Source organism: Micrococcus lylae NBRC 15355, assembly GCF_001570885.1.
Lineage (GTDB): Bacteria > Actinomycetota > Actinomycetes > Actinomycetales > Micrococcaceae > Micrococcus > Micrococcus lylae.
In genome coordinates, this window is sequence record NZ_BCSN01000060.1 from 1 (window position 1) to 15,482 (window position 15,482).

Here is a 15,482-nt window from a genome sequence, read left to right on the forward strand (position 1 = left end):
CCGGGGTGCGGACGGCGTCGATGATGTAGGCCTCGGCCATGGAGCTCCTTACGTAGCGAGGGCTCGGGCGGCTCGCACACGCCCCCGGGCGCAGGACGCCCGGAGGGAATGCGGCCGACCGGTTCGGTTAATCGAGGCTAACCCTTGTGGCGCACAGCACACCAAGGCCCGTTCCACAGTGCGGACACGGCCGCGCCCCCACGGTGGCGGCCCCCGGCATAGCATGCCCCCCGGACCGGCGGCGACCGTGCCGGCAGGCCGCGGGGCAAGTGCCCCCGGCGGAGCCGAGGGACCCAGGCGGAGGCGAGGGACCGTCGTCGGGAAGGAGCGCCGGCGCCTGCAGCGCAGGAGCGTGCAACAGCAAGGCGCCCCCGCCCGGTCGGCGGAGGCGCCCTGCCCACGGCAGGCTCGTCAGTCCTCGATCAGGTCGTGGACCTGGACCACCTGGTCGCGGCCCGGGCCGACGCCGATCGCGGAGATCCGGCAGCCGGACATCTCCTCCAGGGCCTGCACGTACTTCTGCGCGTTCTCCGGCAGGTCCTCCAGCGTGCGGGCGCCGGAGATGTCCTCGGTCCAGCCGTCGAAGTACTCGAAGATCGGCTTCGCGTGGTGGAACTCGGTCTGGGTCATGGGCATGCGGTCGTGGCGGACGCCGTCCACGTCGTAGGCCACGCACACCGGGATCTTCTCGATGCCGGTGAGCACGTCCAGCTTGGTGAGGAAGTAGTCCGTGAAGCCGTTGATGCGGGCGGCGTAGTGCGCCATGACGGCGTCATACCAGCCGGTGCGGCGCGGGCGGCCGGTGTTCACGCCGAACTCGCCGCCGGTGGTGCGCAGCTGCTCGCCCATCTCGTCGAAGAGCTCGGTGGGGAACGGCCCGGAGCCCACGCGGGTGGTGTAGGCCTTCACGATGCCGATGGTCCGGGAGAAACGGGTCGGGCCGATGCCCGCGCCCACGGACGCCCCGCCGGCGGTCGGGTTGGAGGAGGTCACGAACGGATAGGTGCCGTGGTCCACGTCCAGGTAGGTGGCCTGGCCGCCCTCCATCAGCACTACCTTGCCCTCGTCCAGGGCGTCGTTGAGCAGGTTCACGGAGTCCACGACCATCGGCTTCAGGCGGTCCGCGTAGGACAGGAAGTACTCGACGATCTCGTCCACCGTGACGGCACGGCGGTTGTAGAGCTTCACCAGCAACTCGTTCTTCTGCCGCAGGGCGCCCTCGATCTTCTGCCGCAGGATCGACTCGTCGAAGACGTCCTGCACGCGGATGCCGAGGCGGGCGACCTTGTCCATGTAGGTGGGGCCGATGCCCCGGCCCGTGGTGCCGATGGCGCGCTTGCCGAGGAAGCGCTCGGTGACCTTGTCCATGGTCTGGTGGTACGGGGCCACCAGGTGGGCGTTGGCCGAGATCTTCAGGTTCGCGCAGGAGTGGCCGCGGGCCTCGAGGCCGTCGATCTCCTGGAACAGCGCCTCGAGGTTGATGACCACGCCGTTGCCGATCACCGGGACGGCGTTCGGGGACAGGATGCCGGCCGGCAACAGCTTCAGCTCGAACTTCTCGCCGTTCACCACCACGGTGTGACCGGCGTTGTTGCCGCCGTTGGGCTTGACCACGTAGTCCACGCGGCCCCCCAGCAGGTCGGTGGCCTTGCCCTTGCCCTCGTCGCCCCACTGGGCGCCGACGATAGCGATCGCTGGCATGTCATCTCTCCTACAGGGCCCGGACGCTGCCGCATCACGGGCCCGAACATGGAAAATGCTCCGTGCAATGTGCAGGGAGCCCTTGCACGGGGAGTCTACCAGCGTGACGCATGACACACTTCGGGGTATGACGGACCCGGCCCGCTCTCTATGCTGGACACCATGAGCCTGCCGCAGACGGGGGCGCACCCGGACCCCGATGACCCGCACTTCCAGGGCCGGCGTGCCCCGGGGGCCGCCGTCCACGACCCCCGCTCCGACGATCCCGCCGCCCACGATCCGTACGCGCGGGAACGGGCCTACCCCGCTCCGCCTCTGCGGGGTCCGTCCGTCGGCCTGTGGCGGGTGCCGGTCGTCTGGGCCGTGACCCTGGCCTTCCTGGCGATCCCGGTGATCGTGGTGACGCTGCGCGCGATGAACGGTCTGGCCGGGTGGATGATGCTCCTCTACATCATGCTCGGCGTGGCCCTGCAGGCGTTCGGCGGGCTGGCCGTCGGACTGTCCCTGCTGATGCTCCCCCGCGTGAACACGGTGCACGAGCGTCGCTCTGGCATCCGGCTCGGTGCCCCGCTGACCGCCCTTCTCTGCGTCTGCTGGGCCGCCGGCGTCGCCGGACCGGCGATCCTCCCGGACGCCGGCGACGCCCCGGAATCCGCAGTCGCCCTGCCCGTCGCCGAGCAGCTCTGGGGATACGACCTCGCCGCCGAGATCACGATGGCCGTCGGCCTGACCCTGGCCGCCGTCTCCCTGCTGTGCGGCGCCGCGGCGGTCCTCCTCTGCCTGGTACGGCGCCTGCGGGCACCCGCAGCCGACGCCGCCCCGATGCCCGCCGCGGTGCCGGCCCGCGCCACCGCGGCCTTCCCCCACGACCGACCGGAAGAGCGCCGGTGAGCATCGCCGGCGGCGGCGCCCACGGCCAGCCCTCCGTGGGCCACGACCGCACGAACCTGCTGCTGCCGATCACCGTCGCCTTCGTCCTGCTGCTCCCGGGCAGCGCGGCCTGCGGCATCGCCGCGATGGTCCACTGCCATCGACGACGACCTCCGCTAGGGTGATCCACGTCACCGGCGAGGGGCGTAGACAGCCCCTGCCCGCCCGCACCGGAGGGACACGCCCATGCCTGCGTCCGCACCCGCGCGCTCCGACGCGCAGACCCCCGCCGAGGGGAACGTCTTCTCCCGAGCCATGCGCCCGGTCAACACCGTGGTGGAGAGGTTCATCCCCTCCTCCCTGATGTTCACGATCGTCCTGACCTTCCTGGTCGCGATCCTCTGCCTGCTGTCCTGGCTCGCAGGCATCCCGCGCATGCCGATCCAGTCCTACCTGTTCGTGTTCCTCGTGGCCGCCGGCTTCGCCATCCCGCCGCACCCGGAAGGGCCCTAGCGTGGGCACGTGGCGCCCCTGGGCCATGCTGCCGTGGGCGCGGGCCGCGATCATCTTCCCCGACGGCGGCGACCACCCGGACTCCGGCGCCACGACCCCGGTGCTCATGGACCTGCTCGGCAAGAGCACCGCGATGGACGTCGGCCTCGTGTGCGGCCTCGCCTTGATGGCCGTCAGCGTTCCGGAACAACGCGCGGCGGGGTGCCCCGCGGCACCGCCTCCAGCACCGCCCCGTGGGCGCCGGCCAGGCGGGCCAGGAACACGAGGTTGGCCCGCTCGACGGGGTCTGGGTCCGCGGCCACGCCGCTGACGAGGATCCGCTCCGGCGCCACGCCACGGGCGGCGGCGTGCTCCACCGTGAGGCGCGCGTGGTTCTGCGTGCCCAGCCCGGGGCGCGCCACGACCGTCAACCCCGCCTCGAGCCCGGCCGCCCGCAGCGCGCGCACGACGTCCACGGGCCCCTCGTCGGCCTCGGTCCACGCCACGGTGATCCCACCGGCGCCCTCGATGAGCAGGTGGTCGACGCCCGCGGCGAGGCGCCGCCAACGGCCCAGCTGCTCACCCAGAGACGGCAGAGGGGGCGTCCCTTCCCCCGCGTGGGCGACCGCGTCCACGGGGGCCATCGCGGGGCCGACCCGCGCCCCCTCGGACACGGTCAGGCGGGCCGGAGCGGCGGCGTCGAGCGCGCCGGATGCGGCGGCCGCGGCCACCAGGTCTCGGACGGCCTCGGCGTCGCCCGCCTCTCCCGAAGCGGCGCCCGTCTGCACCGGCTTGTCCACGTGCACGCGGAGCCCAGCCGCCAGGGCACGGGCCGCGAGCGCGGCGGTGCCCCACGTCTTGCCGACGTCCGTGTCCGTGCCGGTCACGACCTCGATGCGCATGCGTCCACTCCACTCTGCTCGCTTCGGGTGTCCTCGCCGCCGTGCCACGGTCCGGGCGTCACGAGCACGTGCTGCGGTGCCTGGAAGGAGAGCAGGCGCAGCCACGTCGCCGGAGGCCCGGTGAGCCGGGCGCCCGGCAGCAGGCGGGCGACCTCGCGGACCACGAGGGCGGTCTCGAGCTCCGCGAGCCCGGCCCCGAGGCAGCGATGAAGGCCGAAGCCGAAGGCGAGCCGGGCGTCATCGTGCTGTTCGCCGCTGAGGTGCAGCAGGAGCTCGTCGCCGGCGCGGATCTCGTGCTCGCCGACGCGGACGTCCGCCGTGGCGAGGCGCCGCCAGGTGGGCACCGAGGAGCTCGTCCGGAGGCACTCGGCCACGAGCTCGGCCGCGGCCGCCTCCGCCGCATCGGCTCCGGCGCCCCCGTCCGCCCCGGCGCCGAGCGCGGCCCAGCGGGCGGGGTCGGCCAGGGCGCGGGTGAGCGCGGTGGAGATGAGCAGCCGGGTGGTCTCCTGCCCTGCGATCACCAGGAAGTAGCCGAGGGAGACGATCCGCTCGTCGTCGACGCCGGCCTCGTGCAGCGCCGCGAACAGGTTGCCGGGCTGTGCGTCGTCCCCGCGCGCCTCGACGACGGCCCCGCGCAGCCACCGGTGGAAGTCGGCGGCGGAGCGGGCGAGCCGCAGCTGGCGGTCCTCGTCTGGCCAGCCCCAGAACAGTTCGAGGGAGTCGGCGCTCCAGCGGTGCAGCTGCGCCTCGGGCGGGTTGGGCACGCCGGTCAGGGCGGACATCACGCGCGCCGGGACCGCTGCCGCCACGGTGGTCGCCAGGTCCACGGCCCCGCCTGCGCGGCCGGTGTCTGCGAGGGCGGCCGTGAGGGCCGTCCGGGCGGTCGCGAGGATCCGGCCGCGGGCTTCGCGCACCTTCGCCGGGGAGAAGAACGGTGCCACGACGCGACGCACCGCCCGGTGCTCCTCCCCGCCGGCGGAGGCGAGCACGGGCGGCAGCCGGAAGCGGGCAGCGGCGAGGATGCGGCGGGCCGGGCCGCTCAGCGGGACGACCGCCGTGAGGGCGTTGTCCGAGGCGAACGTCCCGGGGTCGGTGAGCACGCGCCGCAGGTCGGCGGGATCGGAGATCCGCAGGTGGTCGCCGCGCACGGCCTCCGGCCGCGGGTCACCGTGGGAGAACGGACAGCCCGTGGACGCACCCCACGCCCGGGCGGCCACGCTCGCCACCGCCTCCAGCGCCGCCCGCAGCCGGGGCTCGGGGACGGCGGCGGTCACGCTCACGCGGAGGCGGGCGACGCCGTCGGGCACGCTGGGCGGGCGGAAGCATCCCACGAGGACACCGTGCGCGCGCAGTTCCGCGGCCGCGGCGACGGCCTGCTCCGGTCCGGGCATGCGGATCGAGTGGACGGCCCCCGCCCCGACCTCCACGTGCCCGGCCAGCTCGGGCCGGCGGGTGAGGACGTCCACAGCCGTCTCCCGGACCCGCGCGAGCCGCGCCGCGGGCTCTCCCGTGGCGGCGATCCGGCAGGCGGCCGCCGCGGAGGCGGCGAGCACGGGGGCCAGGGCCGTGTCGAAGACGAAGGTCCGGGCGGTGTTCAGCACGTGGTCGCGCCAGGACGGCGCGTCGGGTCCGCCGAACAGGGCCAGACCGCCCTGTCCGCCGAGGGCCTTCGAGCAGGTGGCGGTGACCACGACGGGCGCCTGCCCCGCCCACAGTCCCAGGGCGCCCGCGCGGCTGCCGCCGGGCACCACGCCGAGCGAGTGGGCCTCGTCCACCACGAGCAGGGCGCCGTGTTCGGCGGCCAGGGCGGCCAACGCGGGCAGGTCGGCCTCGTCCCCGAGCACGGAGTACAGGGACTCGACCACCAGCACGATCCGTCGCGCCCGCCCTTCGGCGCGCAGCCGGTCGAGGGCGGCCCGGAAGGCGGGCACGCTGTTGTGCTCCACCGTGGTGACCGACGCGCCCGGCAAGGAGGTGAAGGCCCCTGAGCGGGCGGTGGCGGCGAGGGCGGCGCCGTCGCGCAGGCTCGCGTGGGCGTGCTCGTCCAGGAGGAAGGCGGTGCCCGGCCCGGCCAGGGCACCGAGGACGCCGAGGTTCGCGGTGTAGCCGGAGGAGAAGGCGAGGGCGGCATCCGCGCCGGCCAGCGCGGCGGCGGCGGACTCGAGGTCGGCGTGCGCCGGATGTGTCCCCGTCACCACGCGGGAGGCCCGCGCCCCGACCGGCCCCTCGGTGGCGACGCGCGCGGCGGCCCGCACGTCCGGGTGGGCGGCCAGGCCCAGGTAGTCGTTGGCGGCCAGGTCCACGACGTCCGACGACGGCGTGCCCGGCTCCGGCGGGTCGGCGCGGCGCTCCAGGCCGCGGCGCGCGCGGACGTCGGCCCGGGAGCGCAGCCACGAGGACCACGGGTCGGCGGGCGTGCTCGTGGCCGCGACGGCCTCGGCGGTGCTCATGCGCAGACCTCCCCGATGGCCCCGGTGACGGCCGCGCAGATCGTGGCGACGTCGTCGTCGGTGCTCACGTAGGGCGGCATCACGTACACCAGCCGCCGGAAGGGGCGTACCCACGCACCGCGGGCGACGGCGGCCCGAGTGACGGGCTCGACGTCCACGGTCCGGTCCAGCTCCACGACGCCGACCGCGCCCAGGACCCGCACGTCGGTGACGGCGGAAAGATCGGTGGCCGGCGCCAGCCCGGCGCGCAGTCCGGCCTCGACGCGGGGCACCTGGGCGGCCCAGCCGTCACGCGGGTCGGTGAGCAGGTCGAGGGATGCGGAGGCGACCGCGCACATCAGCGGGTTGCCCATGAACGTGGGCCCGTGGAGGAGCGCCCCGGGCATGCCCCGTTCCCGTCGGGAGACCGTTTCGGCCACCTCGGCGGTGCACAGCATGGCCGCGCCCGTCATGGTGCCGCCGGTGAGCGCCTTCCCGAGGCACAGCACGTCCGGAACGACGCCGGCCCATTCGCACGCGAGCCAGCGGCCGGTGCGGCCGAAGCCGGTGGCGATCTCATCGGCGATGAGCAGGAGCCCGTGCTCGTCGCACAGCTCGCGCAGCACGGCGAGGCAGCGCGGGTCGTAGACGCGCATGCCCCCCGCCCCCTGGAGCACGGGTTCGAGGATCACGCCGGCGATCTCGTCCGCGTGCGCGGCGGTGAAGGCGCGGGCCTCGTCCTCCCACGCGGTGAGAGCGACGTCGTCGCCCTCCCAGTGGCCGGCCGGAACGGCGTCGGGCGCCGTGGGTGCCGCGGCGACGCCCTCGGGCACCCAGCGTGCCGCCGGCGGGAGGGGCAGGAACAGATGCCGAGCCACGAGCGAGGTGAAGGCCGCGTGCATGCCGTCCACGGGATCGCACACCCCCATGGGCGCGGCGGTGTCCCCGTGGTAGCCGCCGCGGACCGTGAGGAATCGGCGGCGGCTGGGACGGCCGCGCGTCGCCTGGTACTGGAGGGCGAGCTTGAGCGCGACCTCCACCGAGACCGAGCCGGAGTCGGCGAGGAACACGTGCTCGAGCGCGGCGGGGGTGTGCGCGACGAGCCGTTCCGCCAGGTCGACAGCGGGCGCGTGCGTGAGCCCGCCGAACATGACGTGCGGGAAGGCCGCGGCCTGCCGGGTCAGGGCCTCGACGAGCACGGGGTGCCCGTGCCCGTGCACCACGGACCACCAGGACGCCATCGCGTCGATGGCGCGGTGACGCTCCCCGCCCGACCCCTCGAGGTCGAGGTGGACGCCCCGGGCGCCGCACACGGCGTAGAGCTGGCGGGCGCCGGCGGCCCCGTAGGGGTGCCAGAGGTGGGCGGCGTCGCGGTCGAGGAGGCCGGCTTCAGCGGGAGCGGTCACGGTGCGTTCAGGCGTTGGCGGGCTCGGCCGTGCCCGCGCCCCGACGGCGCAGCTCGGGCTTCACGGCGCCCTCGGAGCCCGTGTCGGGTCGAGCGTCCTCCGCGGCCCTGGCCGCCGAGGCGACGGCCGCACCGGAGCCGCACGGGCCGGCGTCGTCCGTGCCGCCGCAGCAGCCGCCGGCCGGGCCGCCGTCGTCGGTCGCGGCCTGCTGTACACGCTCCTCGGCGCCGAGCACGGTGAAGCCGGCGTCGGCGATCATCTGCAGGTCCGCCTCGGCGTCCTGGCCCTCGGAGGTGAGGTAGTCGCCGAGGAAGATCGAGTTGGCCACCTGCAGGCCGACCGGCTGCAGGGAGCGCAGGTGCATCTCGCGGCCGCCGGCGATGCGCAGCTCCTTGTCCGGGCACGCCATGCGGACCATGGCGAGGATCCGGAGGCACTCGAGGGGCGTGAGCTGCTGGTGGCCCTGCAACGGGGTGCCGTCGAAGGGCATGAGGAAGTTGACGGGGATGGAGTCGGAGTCCAGGTCGCGGAGCGCGAGGACGGCCTCGACGAGCTGCTCGTGCGTCTCCCCCATGCCCGCGATCAGGCCGCTGCAGGAGGACAGGCCGGCGGCGCCGGCACGCTGCACGGTGTCCACGCGCTGCTCGTAGGTGTGCGAGGTGCAGATGGACTCGTAGTGGGACTCGGCCGTGTTGAGGTTGTGGTTGTAGGCGTCGACGCCGGCGTCCCTGAGCTTCTCGGCCTGGCCGTCCTTGAGGAAGCCGAGGCACGCGCACACCTCGACGTCCGGGTGCTGGGCCTTGAGGTCGCCGACCATGCCGGCCACGCGGTCGACGTCGCGGTCCGTGGGGCCGGTGCCGGAGGCCACCATGCACACGCGCGAGGCGCCGCCGGCGATGCCCAGGCCCGCCTGGCGGACGGCCTCCTCCGGCTTGAGCCACGTGTAGCGCAGGATCTCGGCCTCGGTGCCGAGCCGCTGGGAGCAGTAGGTGCAGTTCTCCGGGCAGAGACCTGTCTTGAGGCTGACCAAGTAGTTGACCTTGACCGTGCGGCCGAAGTGCTTCTCGCGCAGGCGCGAGGCTGCCGCGACGATGCGGAACGTCTCCGCGTCCGGGGCGTCCAGCACAGCGACGGCCTCTTCAGCGGTGAGCACGTGGCCCGCCTCGATGCGGTCCACGAGGGTCTCCGGGCCGAGGAGGCCGGCGGCGGTCTGCTGGGCTGCGAGGGTCTGCGGAACGGCAGGAGTCATGGGGCACCTCGGGGTCGTCGGTCACGGCGATGTGATGCCCAGCACTGTAGCAGGATCATTGAACACTGTTCATCAACCCGCCTCGCCGCCCTCGGGGGCGGCCGTCGCAGCGGGGATCCCTCCATTAGAGTGATCTGAGTCACTCGAGGGGGTTCGATGGAAGCCCCTGCCCGCCCGCACCGGAGGGAGCCCTCTATGCCCACGTCCGCCCCCGCGCGCTCCGACGCGCAGACCCCCGCCGAGGGGAACGTCTTCTCCCGAGCCATGCGCCCGGTCAACACCGTGGTGGAGAGGTTCATCCCCTCCTCCCTGATGTTCACGATCGTGCTCACCTTCCTGGTCGCGATCCTCTGCCTGACCCTCACCCCGGCCGGGCCCCTCGAGGTCCTGGACGGCTGGGGCGGGGGCCTGGCCGGACTGCTCGAGTTCATGACGCAGATGGCCCTCGTGCTGCTGCTCGGCCACATCCTGGCCAACACCGGGCCGGTCCGCCGCCTGCTGTCCTGGCTCGCAGGCATCCCACGCACCCCGCTGCAGTCCTACCTGTTCGTGTTCGTGGTGGCCGCCGCGGCCGCGCTGATCACCTGGGGCCTCGGCCTGGTGGTCGGCGCGCTGATGGCCCGCGAGGTCGCCGCCCGCGGCCGCGATCGCGGCGTGCAGCTGCACTTCCCGATGCTCGTGGCCTCCGGCTTCGCCGGGTTCGTGGTCTGGCACATGGGCTACTCGGCCTCCGGCCCGCTCACCGCGGCCACCGAGGGCTCCTTCCTCACCGAGTCCCTCGGCGGGCAGACCGTCCCCATCACCGAGACCGTGTTCTCCACCTGGAACATGCTCGCCGCGGCCGCGACGGTCCTGGTGGTCGGCCTGACCCTCTACCTCATCGCCCCGCGCGGCGAGACGAGGATCATCGAGCTTCCCGCGCAGAAGGCTGAGAAGCAGGAGGTGGAGGCGGCCCCTCTGGAGACGCCGGCCGACCGCCTGGACGCCTCCCGCGTCCCCACCCTGCTGGTGGGCCTGGCCCTGACCGTGTACCTGGTCCGCCACTTCGTGCTCGGCGGGACCCTGACCCTGGACATCGTGAACTGGTCCTTCCTCGCCCTGATCCTGCTGCTGACCCGCTCGGCCCACGAGCTGATCGCACTGACGGCGAAGGCTGCCTCGAACGTGGGCGAGATCCTGCTGCAGTTCCCCCTGTACGCCGGCATCCTCGGCATGATGACCGCCACCGGGCTGATCACCGTGCTGTCCGACGCCCTGGTCTCCGTCTCCAATCCAGTGACCTTCGGCCTGTTCGCGTTCCTCGCAGCCGGCCTGGTGAACTTCTTCGTCCCCTCCGGTGGAGGCCAGTTCGCCGTGCAGGGCCCGATCATGCTCTCCGCCGGCGCCGAGCTGGGCGTGGACCCGGCCGTCACCATCATGGCCGTCTCCTACGGCGACCAGTGGACCAACATGATCCAGCCGTTCTGGGCCATCCCGCTGCTGGCGATCGCCGGGCTGAAGATGCGCGACATCCTCGGCTACACCACGATCGTGCTCATCGCCTCCGGCCTGGTGTTCGCGGCGACGCTGCTGCTCGTCTCGCTCTGACCCGGCCGGCGAGCTCATCGGTGCAGATGTGACGGGCATCGGCTGCCGCAGAGGCCGCGGCATGGGAAGTGGTCGAGACGCCGTCGAACCCCGCGGCGTCACCCATGCGCGGTCGCGTCGTCCGGCTTCTCGCCACGGGCCTGCATGCGCAACTGTTCGAACAGCCCGAACAACGACTGGATCGGCGGATCCGTGGCGAACTGCGTCAAGACCAAGTTGTCCCTCGGCAACAGACCCCCGAGACCGAACGGATACCCCGAGTCCCACCGATTCCCCCGCCGCAGTTCATCCGTCCAGGCGTGGTCCTCAACCATGAAACCGACCTGCGTCTTCTTGTCCGGAGCCTGGCCATGCGTCGGGTTCAACCACACTGACTCCACGTCTTGCCAACGCACCCGCCACGAATCCGTCCACACCGCCTCCTCATCCACCGTCAGATGCCTCGGACGACGCCACGCCATCCACGTGTAGGCCACATACAAGGACAACGGCAGGAACCCGATCCCCGCCAACACCCGCAGCAACGGCAACATCGCCGAGTCCGCCTCGAACAACGACGACGGCACCCCCAGGATGATCGGCACGAACAGCACCCACAGCACCACCGCCATCACGAACGCCGGCGCCCACACACCAGTACGCACCCGCACCCGCAAAGGGAACTGCACATCTGCGAGCGAAACCCGCTCCATGCCCTGCTCACTCACCCGTCGTCCTTCCATCCAGGCGCGCTGATCACGTGCCACGCAGGTCGGAGTCTCCGGTACTTCCGTGCGCCGCCGGCGCCGAGCTGGGCGTGGACCCGGCCGGCGCTGGACGACGACGGTCCCGCCCCCGATGCCCATCGACACCTGGTGGACGGGCTCCTCGGGCTCGAGCCAGGTGTACTGGAGGGTCTTCGCCTGCGTGCCGAGCCGCGGGGAGCCGCACATGCAGTTCTCCGGGCACAGGCCAGTTTTCGGGGGACCAGGCAGTAGCGCGTGACGGTCCGGTCGAAGGGACACTCCCGCAGGTGGAAGGCGGCGACGATGGAGAAGGTCGCCGCGTCCGTGGCCTCCAGGACGGCAGGGGCCTCGTCGACGGTGGGCACGTGACCATCCTCAGTCCGGTCCGCAAGCTCCATGGCCAGCATGGCAGCAGGATCATCGAGCACTGTCCGTCAGCCTGTCTCGTCGTCCTCGGAGGCAGTCGTCGCAGCGATCGACTCCTGCAACGCTGCGTAGAAGATCCCTGGCACGACCGGAACGGCCCTCGAGCTCCGTTCACCTCGGATCACTGCGAACGGCGGACCCCCGTAAGGCTGCATCCACTCCGCGGCCACATGGTCCTCGCGGTCTCTCCATACCCACCAGTCCCGCGGACGCCGCAGCAGATCCTGCGCCGCAGACGTGCCCGCCACCGCCGACCATCCGCCCTCATCGGCCCCGACGACGCACTCTGCCTCGAACACCGCGTCCCTCAACCACTCCACTCGCACGCCTGTGCTCTCCAGTGCCAAGGGAACTGCAACGGCCACCGGAACGGTCGCGACTCGGCGCACCGGCGACGCACCGGCACCGCCGTTCTCCACAGTGACCACCACGGCCTCGTCCCCGCCCGCCAGACAGATCTCGACATGACACTCATGCCCGTCCCGCACACCCCGTCCACTGAGGAGCGGCGCACGCTGCTCGATCAAAGCGGCTTGCCTCGACGAGATCTCATCGGACCACAGCTTCGACGGCACGAGGTCTTCAGGTGTGCTGAGACGCTCCACCTGGGCCGGTACCAGATCCTGCTCGGTCACCACCGTCTCCGGCGTGAGGTCCTGCATCGCGTGCGGTAAACGCGGCCACGTCAATCCGTCCGGACGGTCAGAGCCATGCACCGGGCGGACACGACGGGCGAGGTCGTCGCATTGGGATCCCAAGGCCCTCACATCGTCACCCTCCCCGACGGTCAGGGCCAGTTCCAGGACGTGGTCTCCCGACCCCACATACCAACGCAGACTGTGCCAGAGCAGCCCGCGCTGCCACGCCACCACGTGATGACGCCGGGCAGGCAGTCCGACCCCAGTGAAGAACGCCTCATAGGACAGCGGAAGGAAACCGTCCAGGGCGGACTCTCCGCCGAGGTGCAGCTCCCGCAACGCGGCCGACGCCACGCCACCTTCCTCGGGCTCCACAAAATACCGCACCGCAACATTCGGGTGGATCTCCTCCGCTCCCGTGTGTGCAGTCTCCGCGCGCACATCGAACACCCGAACCCCCGGAGCCCCGACGTGACCGTCTGCAGGCACCCACGCCTGCGGCACCCGCAACGCGAAGGGCCCGAAGACAACACCGTCGTCAGCAGTCGAGACGCCTACGCACCCTGTCACGTCACCCATGCGCGGTCGCATCTTCCGGCTTCTCGCCACGGGCCTGCATGTGCAACTGTTCGAACAGCCCGAACAACGACTGGATCGGCGGATCCGTGGCGAACTGCGTCTTCACCGTCCCGTCCCTGCACAGCATCCCCCCGAGACCGAACGGATACCCCGAGTCCCACCGATTCCCCCGCCGCAATTCATCGGTCCACACCCGCTTCTCCATCAAGAACGCCACCTGCGTCTTCTTGTCCGGAGCCTGGCCATGCGTCGGGTTCAACCACACAGACCTGACGTCTTCCCAACGCACCCGCCATGAATCCGTCCACACCGCCTCCTCATCCACCGTCAGATGCCGCGGACGACGCCACGCCATCCACGTGTAGGCCACATACAAGGACAACGGCAGGAACCCGATCCCCGCCAACACCCGCAGCAACGGCAACATCGCCGAGTCCGTCTCGAACAACGACGACGGCACCCCCAGGATGATCGGCACGAACAGCACCCACAGCACCACCGCCATCACGAACGCCGGCGCCCACACACCAGTACGCACCCGCACCCGCAAAGGGAACTGCACATCTGCGAGCGAAACCCGCTCCATGCCCTGCTCACTCATCCATCGTCCTTCCATCCAGGCGCGCTGATCACTTACCACGCACCTTGTTCCACAGCCACTCTGCCCCATCTCCGACCGCCTCGGCGGCACTGTCCTTCTGACCGTCACCGTCCGAGTCCGCGATCGGCACACTCATGGCGACACCCGTGACCACACCTGCCGCGAAGCCGACGACATTGCCGGGTCCGGGGACGACCGACCCGGCCACCGCTCCGGCTGCGGCGGAGGCCAGCACGGTGCTGCCGACGTTGCCCACTGTCTGTGCGCCGGCGTCGTGTCGCGCTTCCCGTTCCACCTCCTCGCGCGAGGCGCCGGGGTTCTCTGCCCTGTTCTCCTGGAGCTGCTTCTCGTGCTCGCTGCCGTAGGTCTGGGCAGCGCCGACCACCGTGCCGACCGTCCCCAGACCCTTCACGCCGGTGTTGAACTTCATCACCGTTCGCGATTCCACCCGGTGGGCACCCTTCATGGCCGGCTCCGGAGTGCCAGAGTTCGCTGATGTCCGGGTCTTCCGCAATTCCTGTAGGGACCTCGCGTCCCCGACGATCGGCAGCCCGTCCAGGAACTGGGTGCGCAGAGCCCCCCACGTGGGCCGCTGGAAGGTCTTGCGATCATTGAACTTCATCGCGAGTTTGGTCTCTTCATTCGAGTGGTTCCGCAAGGTCATCCCCATGGCCAGCGGCATGCTGCGGATCGGCGCCCAGCTTCGCGTGGTCCAGGCACGGCGAAGGGCCGCCCCACCGGCCACCAGCGATGCCCCGTAGTGACCGACGTTGAAGCCCATGAAGCGGGCTTGCCAGGTCTCAGGGATGACGTCGTTGTGGCGCAGCCATGGCTCCCGTAGCCTCGCGACGTCCAGGCCTCCGAGCGTCGTCGTCGTGATGCTCAGCGGTTCCTTGGGGATGGCCTGCTCGCCGGCAGTGTCCAGTAGGTCTCGGGCCCAGCCCCCGGGGCGCCCGGAGCCCATGGACTCGACGTCCAGGCCATCCACGGTGATGTCGGTCAGTGCCCGAGCGCAATCTTCAGCCGCCGCCAGGTAGAGCTCCTGGAGGATTCCAGGCGTGTCGAGGAGCTCCTGACGCCACATCGCCGCACCTGCTGGCAGTTCCTCGACGTCCTCGGCCCCATGCAGGGCATTGAACGACGCGACATCATCCTCGAGAGTTCGGCGCCTGTCCTCGAGACTGCGGAGTTCACCGGAGAACGTCACCAGTGCGGAGTCCGCGGCGGCTGCGGCCAACACGACCCGAGCCGCGTTCTCGACAGGAACGTGGAACCCGTTGACCAGGTCCGCCTCGTTCTCACCCTCGTAGTGGTCACCCAGCTCCTGCCAAGATGTGTCCTGACCTCGCACGGTTTCCGCAAGGGTCGCGGCAGCGGTCGCCACACCGTGTGACAACGTGTCCATGTCGGTGGACGACTCCCACGTGGTCATCCCTGTGATCGTGACATGTGCCAACATGGTCTCACTCCTCCAGCTCGGCAGCCGATGCCTTGGAGGCGGCCCCGGCATCGAAGTCTTCGTACTCCGTCGCCGTCGCCCTGGCAGCCTCCACAGTGCTCTCGCTTGACGCCGAGAGCGCTTCCAAGACCCTCCCGACGACATCGTCCCGCAGCGTCGAGACGGCCCCCCGGAGCCCTTGGTCCCTGCACGCCCCCTGGAGATCATCGAGTGCCGTCGTCACCTCCCGAGCGTGAGCCCTCTGTGTCTCGTTCTCACCGTCGACATCCTCGACGATTCGTCGGAACGGCGGTGCATCGATCGTGAACGTAGCCATGGTGCCCCTTCCTCAGGGAGTCTGAGAGGATCGGCCGCTCCGCCGGCCGTCCCCTGACGACGTCGGCCCGCCTCTGCCGCCGGCAGGCGGCAGAGGCGGGCC

14 protein-coding genes are annotated in these 15,482 nt (G+C 71.6%); 4 read left to right on the plus strand and 10 right to left on the minus strand.

The window, feature by feature from the left end; all coding sequences use genetic code 11:
• Window positions 1-411: 411 nt before the first annotated feature.
• The gene (locus MLY01S_RS10335; protein WP_067191789.1) at window positions 412-1,701 is read right to left on the minus strand and encodes an adenylosuccinate synthase; all 1,290 of its coding nucleotides are present in this window, start codon (window positions 1,699-1,701) and stop codon (window positions 412-414) included.
• A 162-nt stretch (window positions 1,702-1,863) separates the two neighbouring features.
• On the opposite strand from MLY01S_RS10335, the gene MLY01S_RS10340 reads away from it, so the two are divergent.
• The 3 genes from MLY01S_RS10340 to MLY01S_RS10345 all read left to right on the plus strand — a co-directional run bounded on the left by MLY01S_RS10340 (window position 1,864) and on the right by MLY01S_RS10345 (window position 3,084).
• On the plus strand, window positions 1,864-2,592 hold the full coding sequence (locus MLY01S_RS10340; RefSeq protein WP_135103290.1) for a hypothetical protein: 729 nt from the start codon (window positions 1,864-1,866) through the stop codon (window positions 2,590-2,592).
• Window positions 2,589-2,756 carry a hypothetical protein gene (locus MLY01S_RS12490; RefSeq protein ID WP_157531290.1) on the plus strand — a complete coding sequence of 56 codons (168 nt, stop codon included), beginning with the start codon at window positions 2,589-2,591 and terminating at the stop codon, window positions 2,754-2,756. Before MLY01S_RS10340 ends, MLY01S_RS12490 begins: the two co-directional genes overlap by 4 nt.
• Window positions 2,757-2,817: 61 nt before the next feature.
• Window positions 2,818-3,084, plus strand: coding sequence for a hypothetical protein (locus MLY01S_RS10345; RefSeq protein ID WP_067191793.1), 267 nt, complete (start codon window positions 2,818-2,820; stop codon window positions 3,082-3,084).
• A 173-nt stretch (window positions 3,085-3,257) separates the two neighbouring features.
• Here the strand turns inward: MLY01S_RS10345 and bioD are convergent, their stop codons facing one another.
• The 4 genes from bioD to bioB are packed head-to-tail and all read right to left on the minus strand — an operon-like array spanning window position 3,258 to window position 9,049.
• A complete protein-coding gene (bioD, locus tag MLY01S_RS10350) occupies window positions 3,258-3,965 on the minus strand; it encodes an ATP-dependent dethiobiotin synthetase BioD (protein WP_067191795.1) in 708 nt (235 codons plus the stop codon).
• The gene (locus MLY01S_RS13005) at window positions 3,947-6,415 is read right to left on the minus strand and encodes an aminotransferase class I/II-fold pyridoxal phosphate-dependent enzyme (RefSeq protein ID WP_245232112.1); all 2,469 of its coding nucleotides are present in this window, start codon (window positions 6,413-6,415) and stop codon (window positions 3,947-3,949) included. Before MLY01S_RS13005 ends, bioD begins: the two co-directional genes overlap by 19 nt.
• Entirely contained in the window at window positions 6,412-7,800 is a 1,389-nt protein-coding gene (gene bioA, locus MLY01S_RS10365) for an adenosylmethionine--8-amino-7-oxononanoate transaminase (RefSeq protein WP_067191797.1), read from the minus strand. Before bioA ends, MLY01S_RS13005 begins: the two co-directional genes overlap by 4 nt.
• A 7-nt stretch (window positions 7,801-7,807) precedes the next feature.
• Window positions 7,808-9,049 (minus strand): biotin synthase BioB, encoded by a 1,242-nt coding sequence (gene bioB / locus MLY01S_RS10370; RefSeq protein ID WP_067191799.1) that lies wholly within the window; start codon window positions 9,047-9,049, stop codon window positions 7,808-7,810.
• A 195-nt stretch (window positions 9,050-9,244) separates the two neighbouring features.
• On the opposite strand from bioB, the gene MLY01S_RS10375 reads away from it, so the two are divergent.
• On the plus strand, window positions 9,245-10,636 hold the full coding sequence (locus MLY01S_RS10375; protein ID WP_369804907.1) for a short-chain fatty acid transporter: 1,392 nt from the start codon (window positions 9,245-9,247) through the stop codon (window positions 10,634-10,636).
• A gap of 98 nt (window positions 10,637-10,734) precedes the next feature.
• On the opposite strand, the gene MLY01S_RS10380 is transcribed toward MLY01S_RS10375, so the two are convergent.
• The 5 genes from MLY01S_RS10380 to MLY01S_RS10400 all read right to left on the minus strand — a co-directional run bounded on the left by MLY01S_RS10380 (window position 10,735) and on the right by MLY01S_RS10400 (window position 15,380).
• A complete protein-coding gene (locus MLY01S_RS10380; RefSeq protein ID WP_135103289.1) occupies window positions 10,735-11,343 on the minus strand; it encodes a hypothetical protein in 609 nt (202 codons plus the stop codon).
• Between the two features lie 452 nt (window positions 11,344-11,795).
• Entirely contained in the window at window positions 11,796-13,004 is a 1,209-nt protein-coding gene (locus MLY01S_RS10385; protein WP_157531291.1) for a hypothetical protein, read from the minus strand.
• Complete coding sequence (locus MLY01S_RS10390) at window positions 12,997-13,605, minus strand: hypothetical protein (protein ID WP_067191804.1); 609 nt, start codon at window positions 13,603-13,605, stop codon at window positions 12,997-12,999. Before MLY01S_RS10390 ends, MLY01S_RS10385 begins: the two co-directional genes overlap by 8 nt.
• A gap of 28 nt (window positions 13,606-13,633) precedes the next feature.
• Window positions 13,634-15,037 (minus strand): hypothetical protein, encoded by a 1,404-nt coding sequence (locus MLY01S_RS10395; RefSeq protein WP_157531292.1) that lies wholly within the window; start codon window positions 15,035-15,037, stop codon window positions 13,634-13,636.
• A gap of 31 nt (window positions 15,038-15,068) precedes the next feature.
• Window positions 15,069-15,380 (minus strand): hypothetical protein, encoded by a 312-nt coding sequence (locus MLY01S_RS10400; RefSeq protein WP_067191807.1) that lies wholly within the window; start codon window positions 15,378-15,380, stop codon window positions 15,069-15,071.
• Window positions 15,381-15,482: the final 102 nt, after the last annotated feature.

What these genes read in the sequence shown, in the direction of transcription:
- MLY01S_RS10335 (WP_067191789.1), bottom strand. Translation starts at nt 1,701, where the DNA reads ATGCCAGCGATCGCTATCGTCGGCGCCCAGTGGGGCGACGAGGGCAAG.
- MLY01S_RS10340 (WP_135103290.1), top strand. Translation starts at nt 1,864, where the DNA reads ATGAGCCTGCCGCAGACGGGGGCGCACCCGGACCCCGATGACCCGCAC.
- MLY01S_RS10345 (WP_067191793.1), top strand. Translation starts at nt 2,818, where the DNA reads ATGCCTGCGTCCGCACCCGCGCGCTCCGACGCGCAGACCCCCGCCGAG.
- bioD (WP_067191795.1), bottom strand. Translation starts at nt 3,965, where the DNA reads ATGCGCATCGAGGTCGTGACCGGCACGGACACGGACGTCGGCAAGACG.
- MLY01S_RS13005 (WP_245232112.1), bottom strand. Translation starts at nt 6,415, where the DNA reads ATGAGCACCGCCGAGGCCGTCGCGGCCACGAGCACGCCCGCCGACCCG.
- bioB (WP_067191799.1), bottom strand. Translation starts at nt 9,049, where the DNA reads ATGACTCCTGCCGTTCCGCAGACCCTCGCAGCCCAGCAGACCGCCGCC.
- MLY01S_RS10375 (WP_369804907.1), top strand. Translation starts at nt 9,245, where the DNA reads ATGCCCACGTCCGCCCCCGCGCGCTCCGACGCGCAGACCCCCGCCGAG.
- MLY01S_RS10385 (WP_157531291.1), bottom strand. Translation starts at nt 13,004, where the DNA reads ATGGGTGACGTGACAGGGTGCGTAGGCGTCTCGACTGCTGACGACGGT.
- MLY01S_RS10390 (WP_067191804.1), bottom strand. Translation starts at nt 13,605, where the DNA reads ATGAGTGAGCAGGGCATGGAGCGGGTTTCGCTCGCAGATGTGCAGTTC.
- MLY01S_RS10395 (WP_157531292.1), bottom strand. Translation starts at nt 15,037, where the DNA reads ATGACCACGTGGGAGTCGTCCACCGACATGGACACGTTGTCACACGGT.
- MLY01S_RS10400 (WP_067191807.1), bottom strand. Translation starts at nt 15,380, where the DNA reads ATGGCTACGTTCACGATCGATGCACCGCCGTTCCGACGAATCGTCGAG.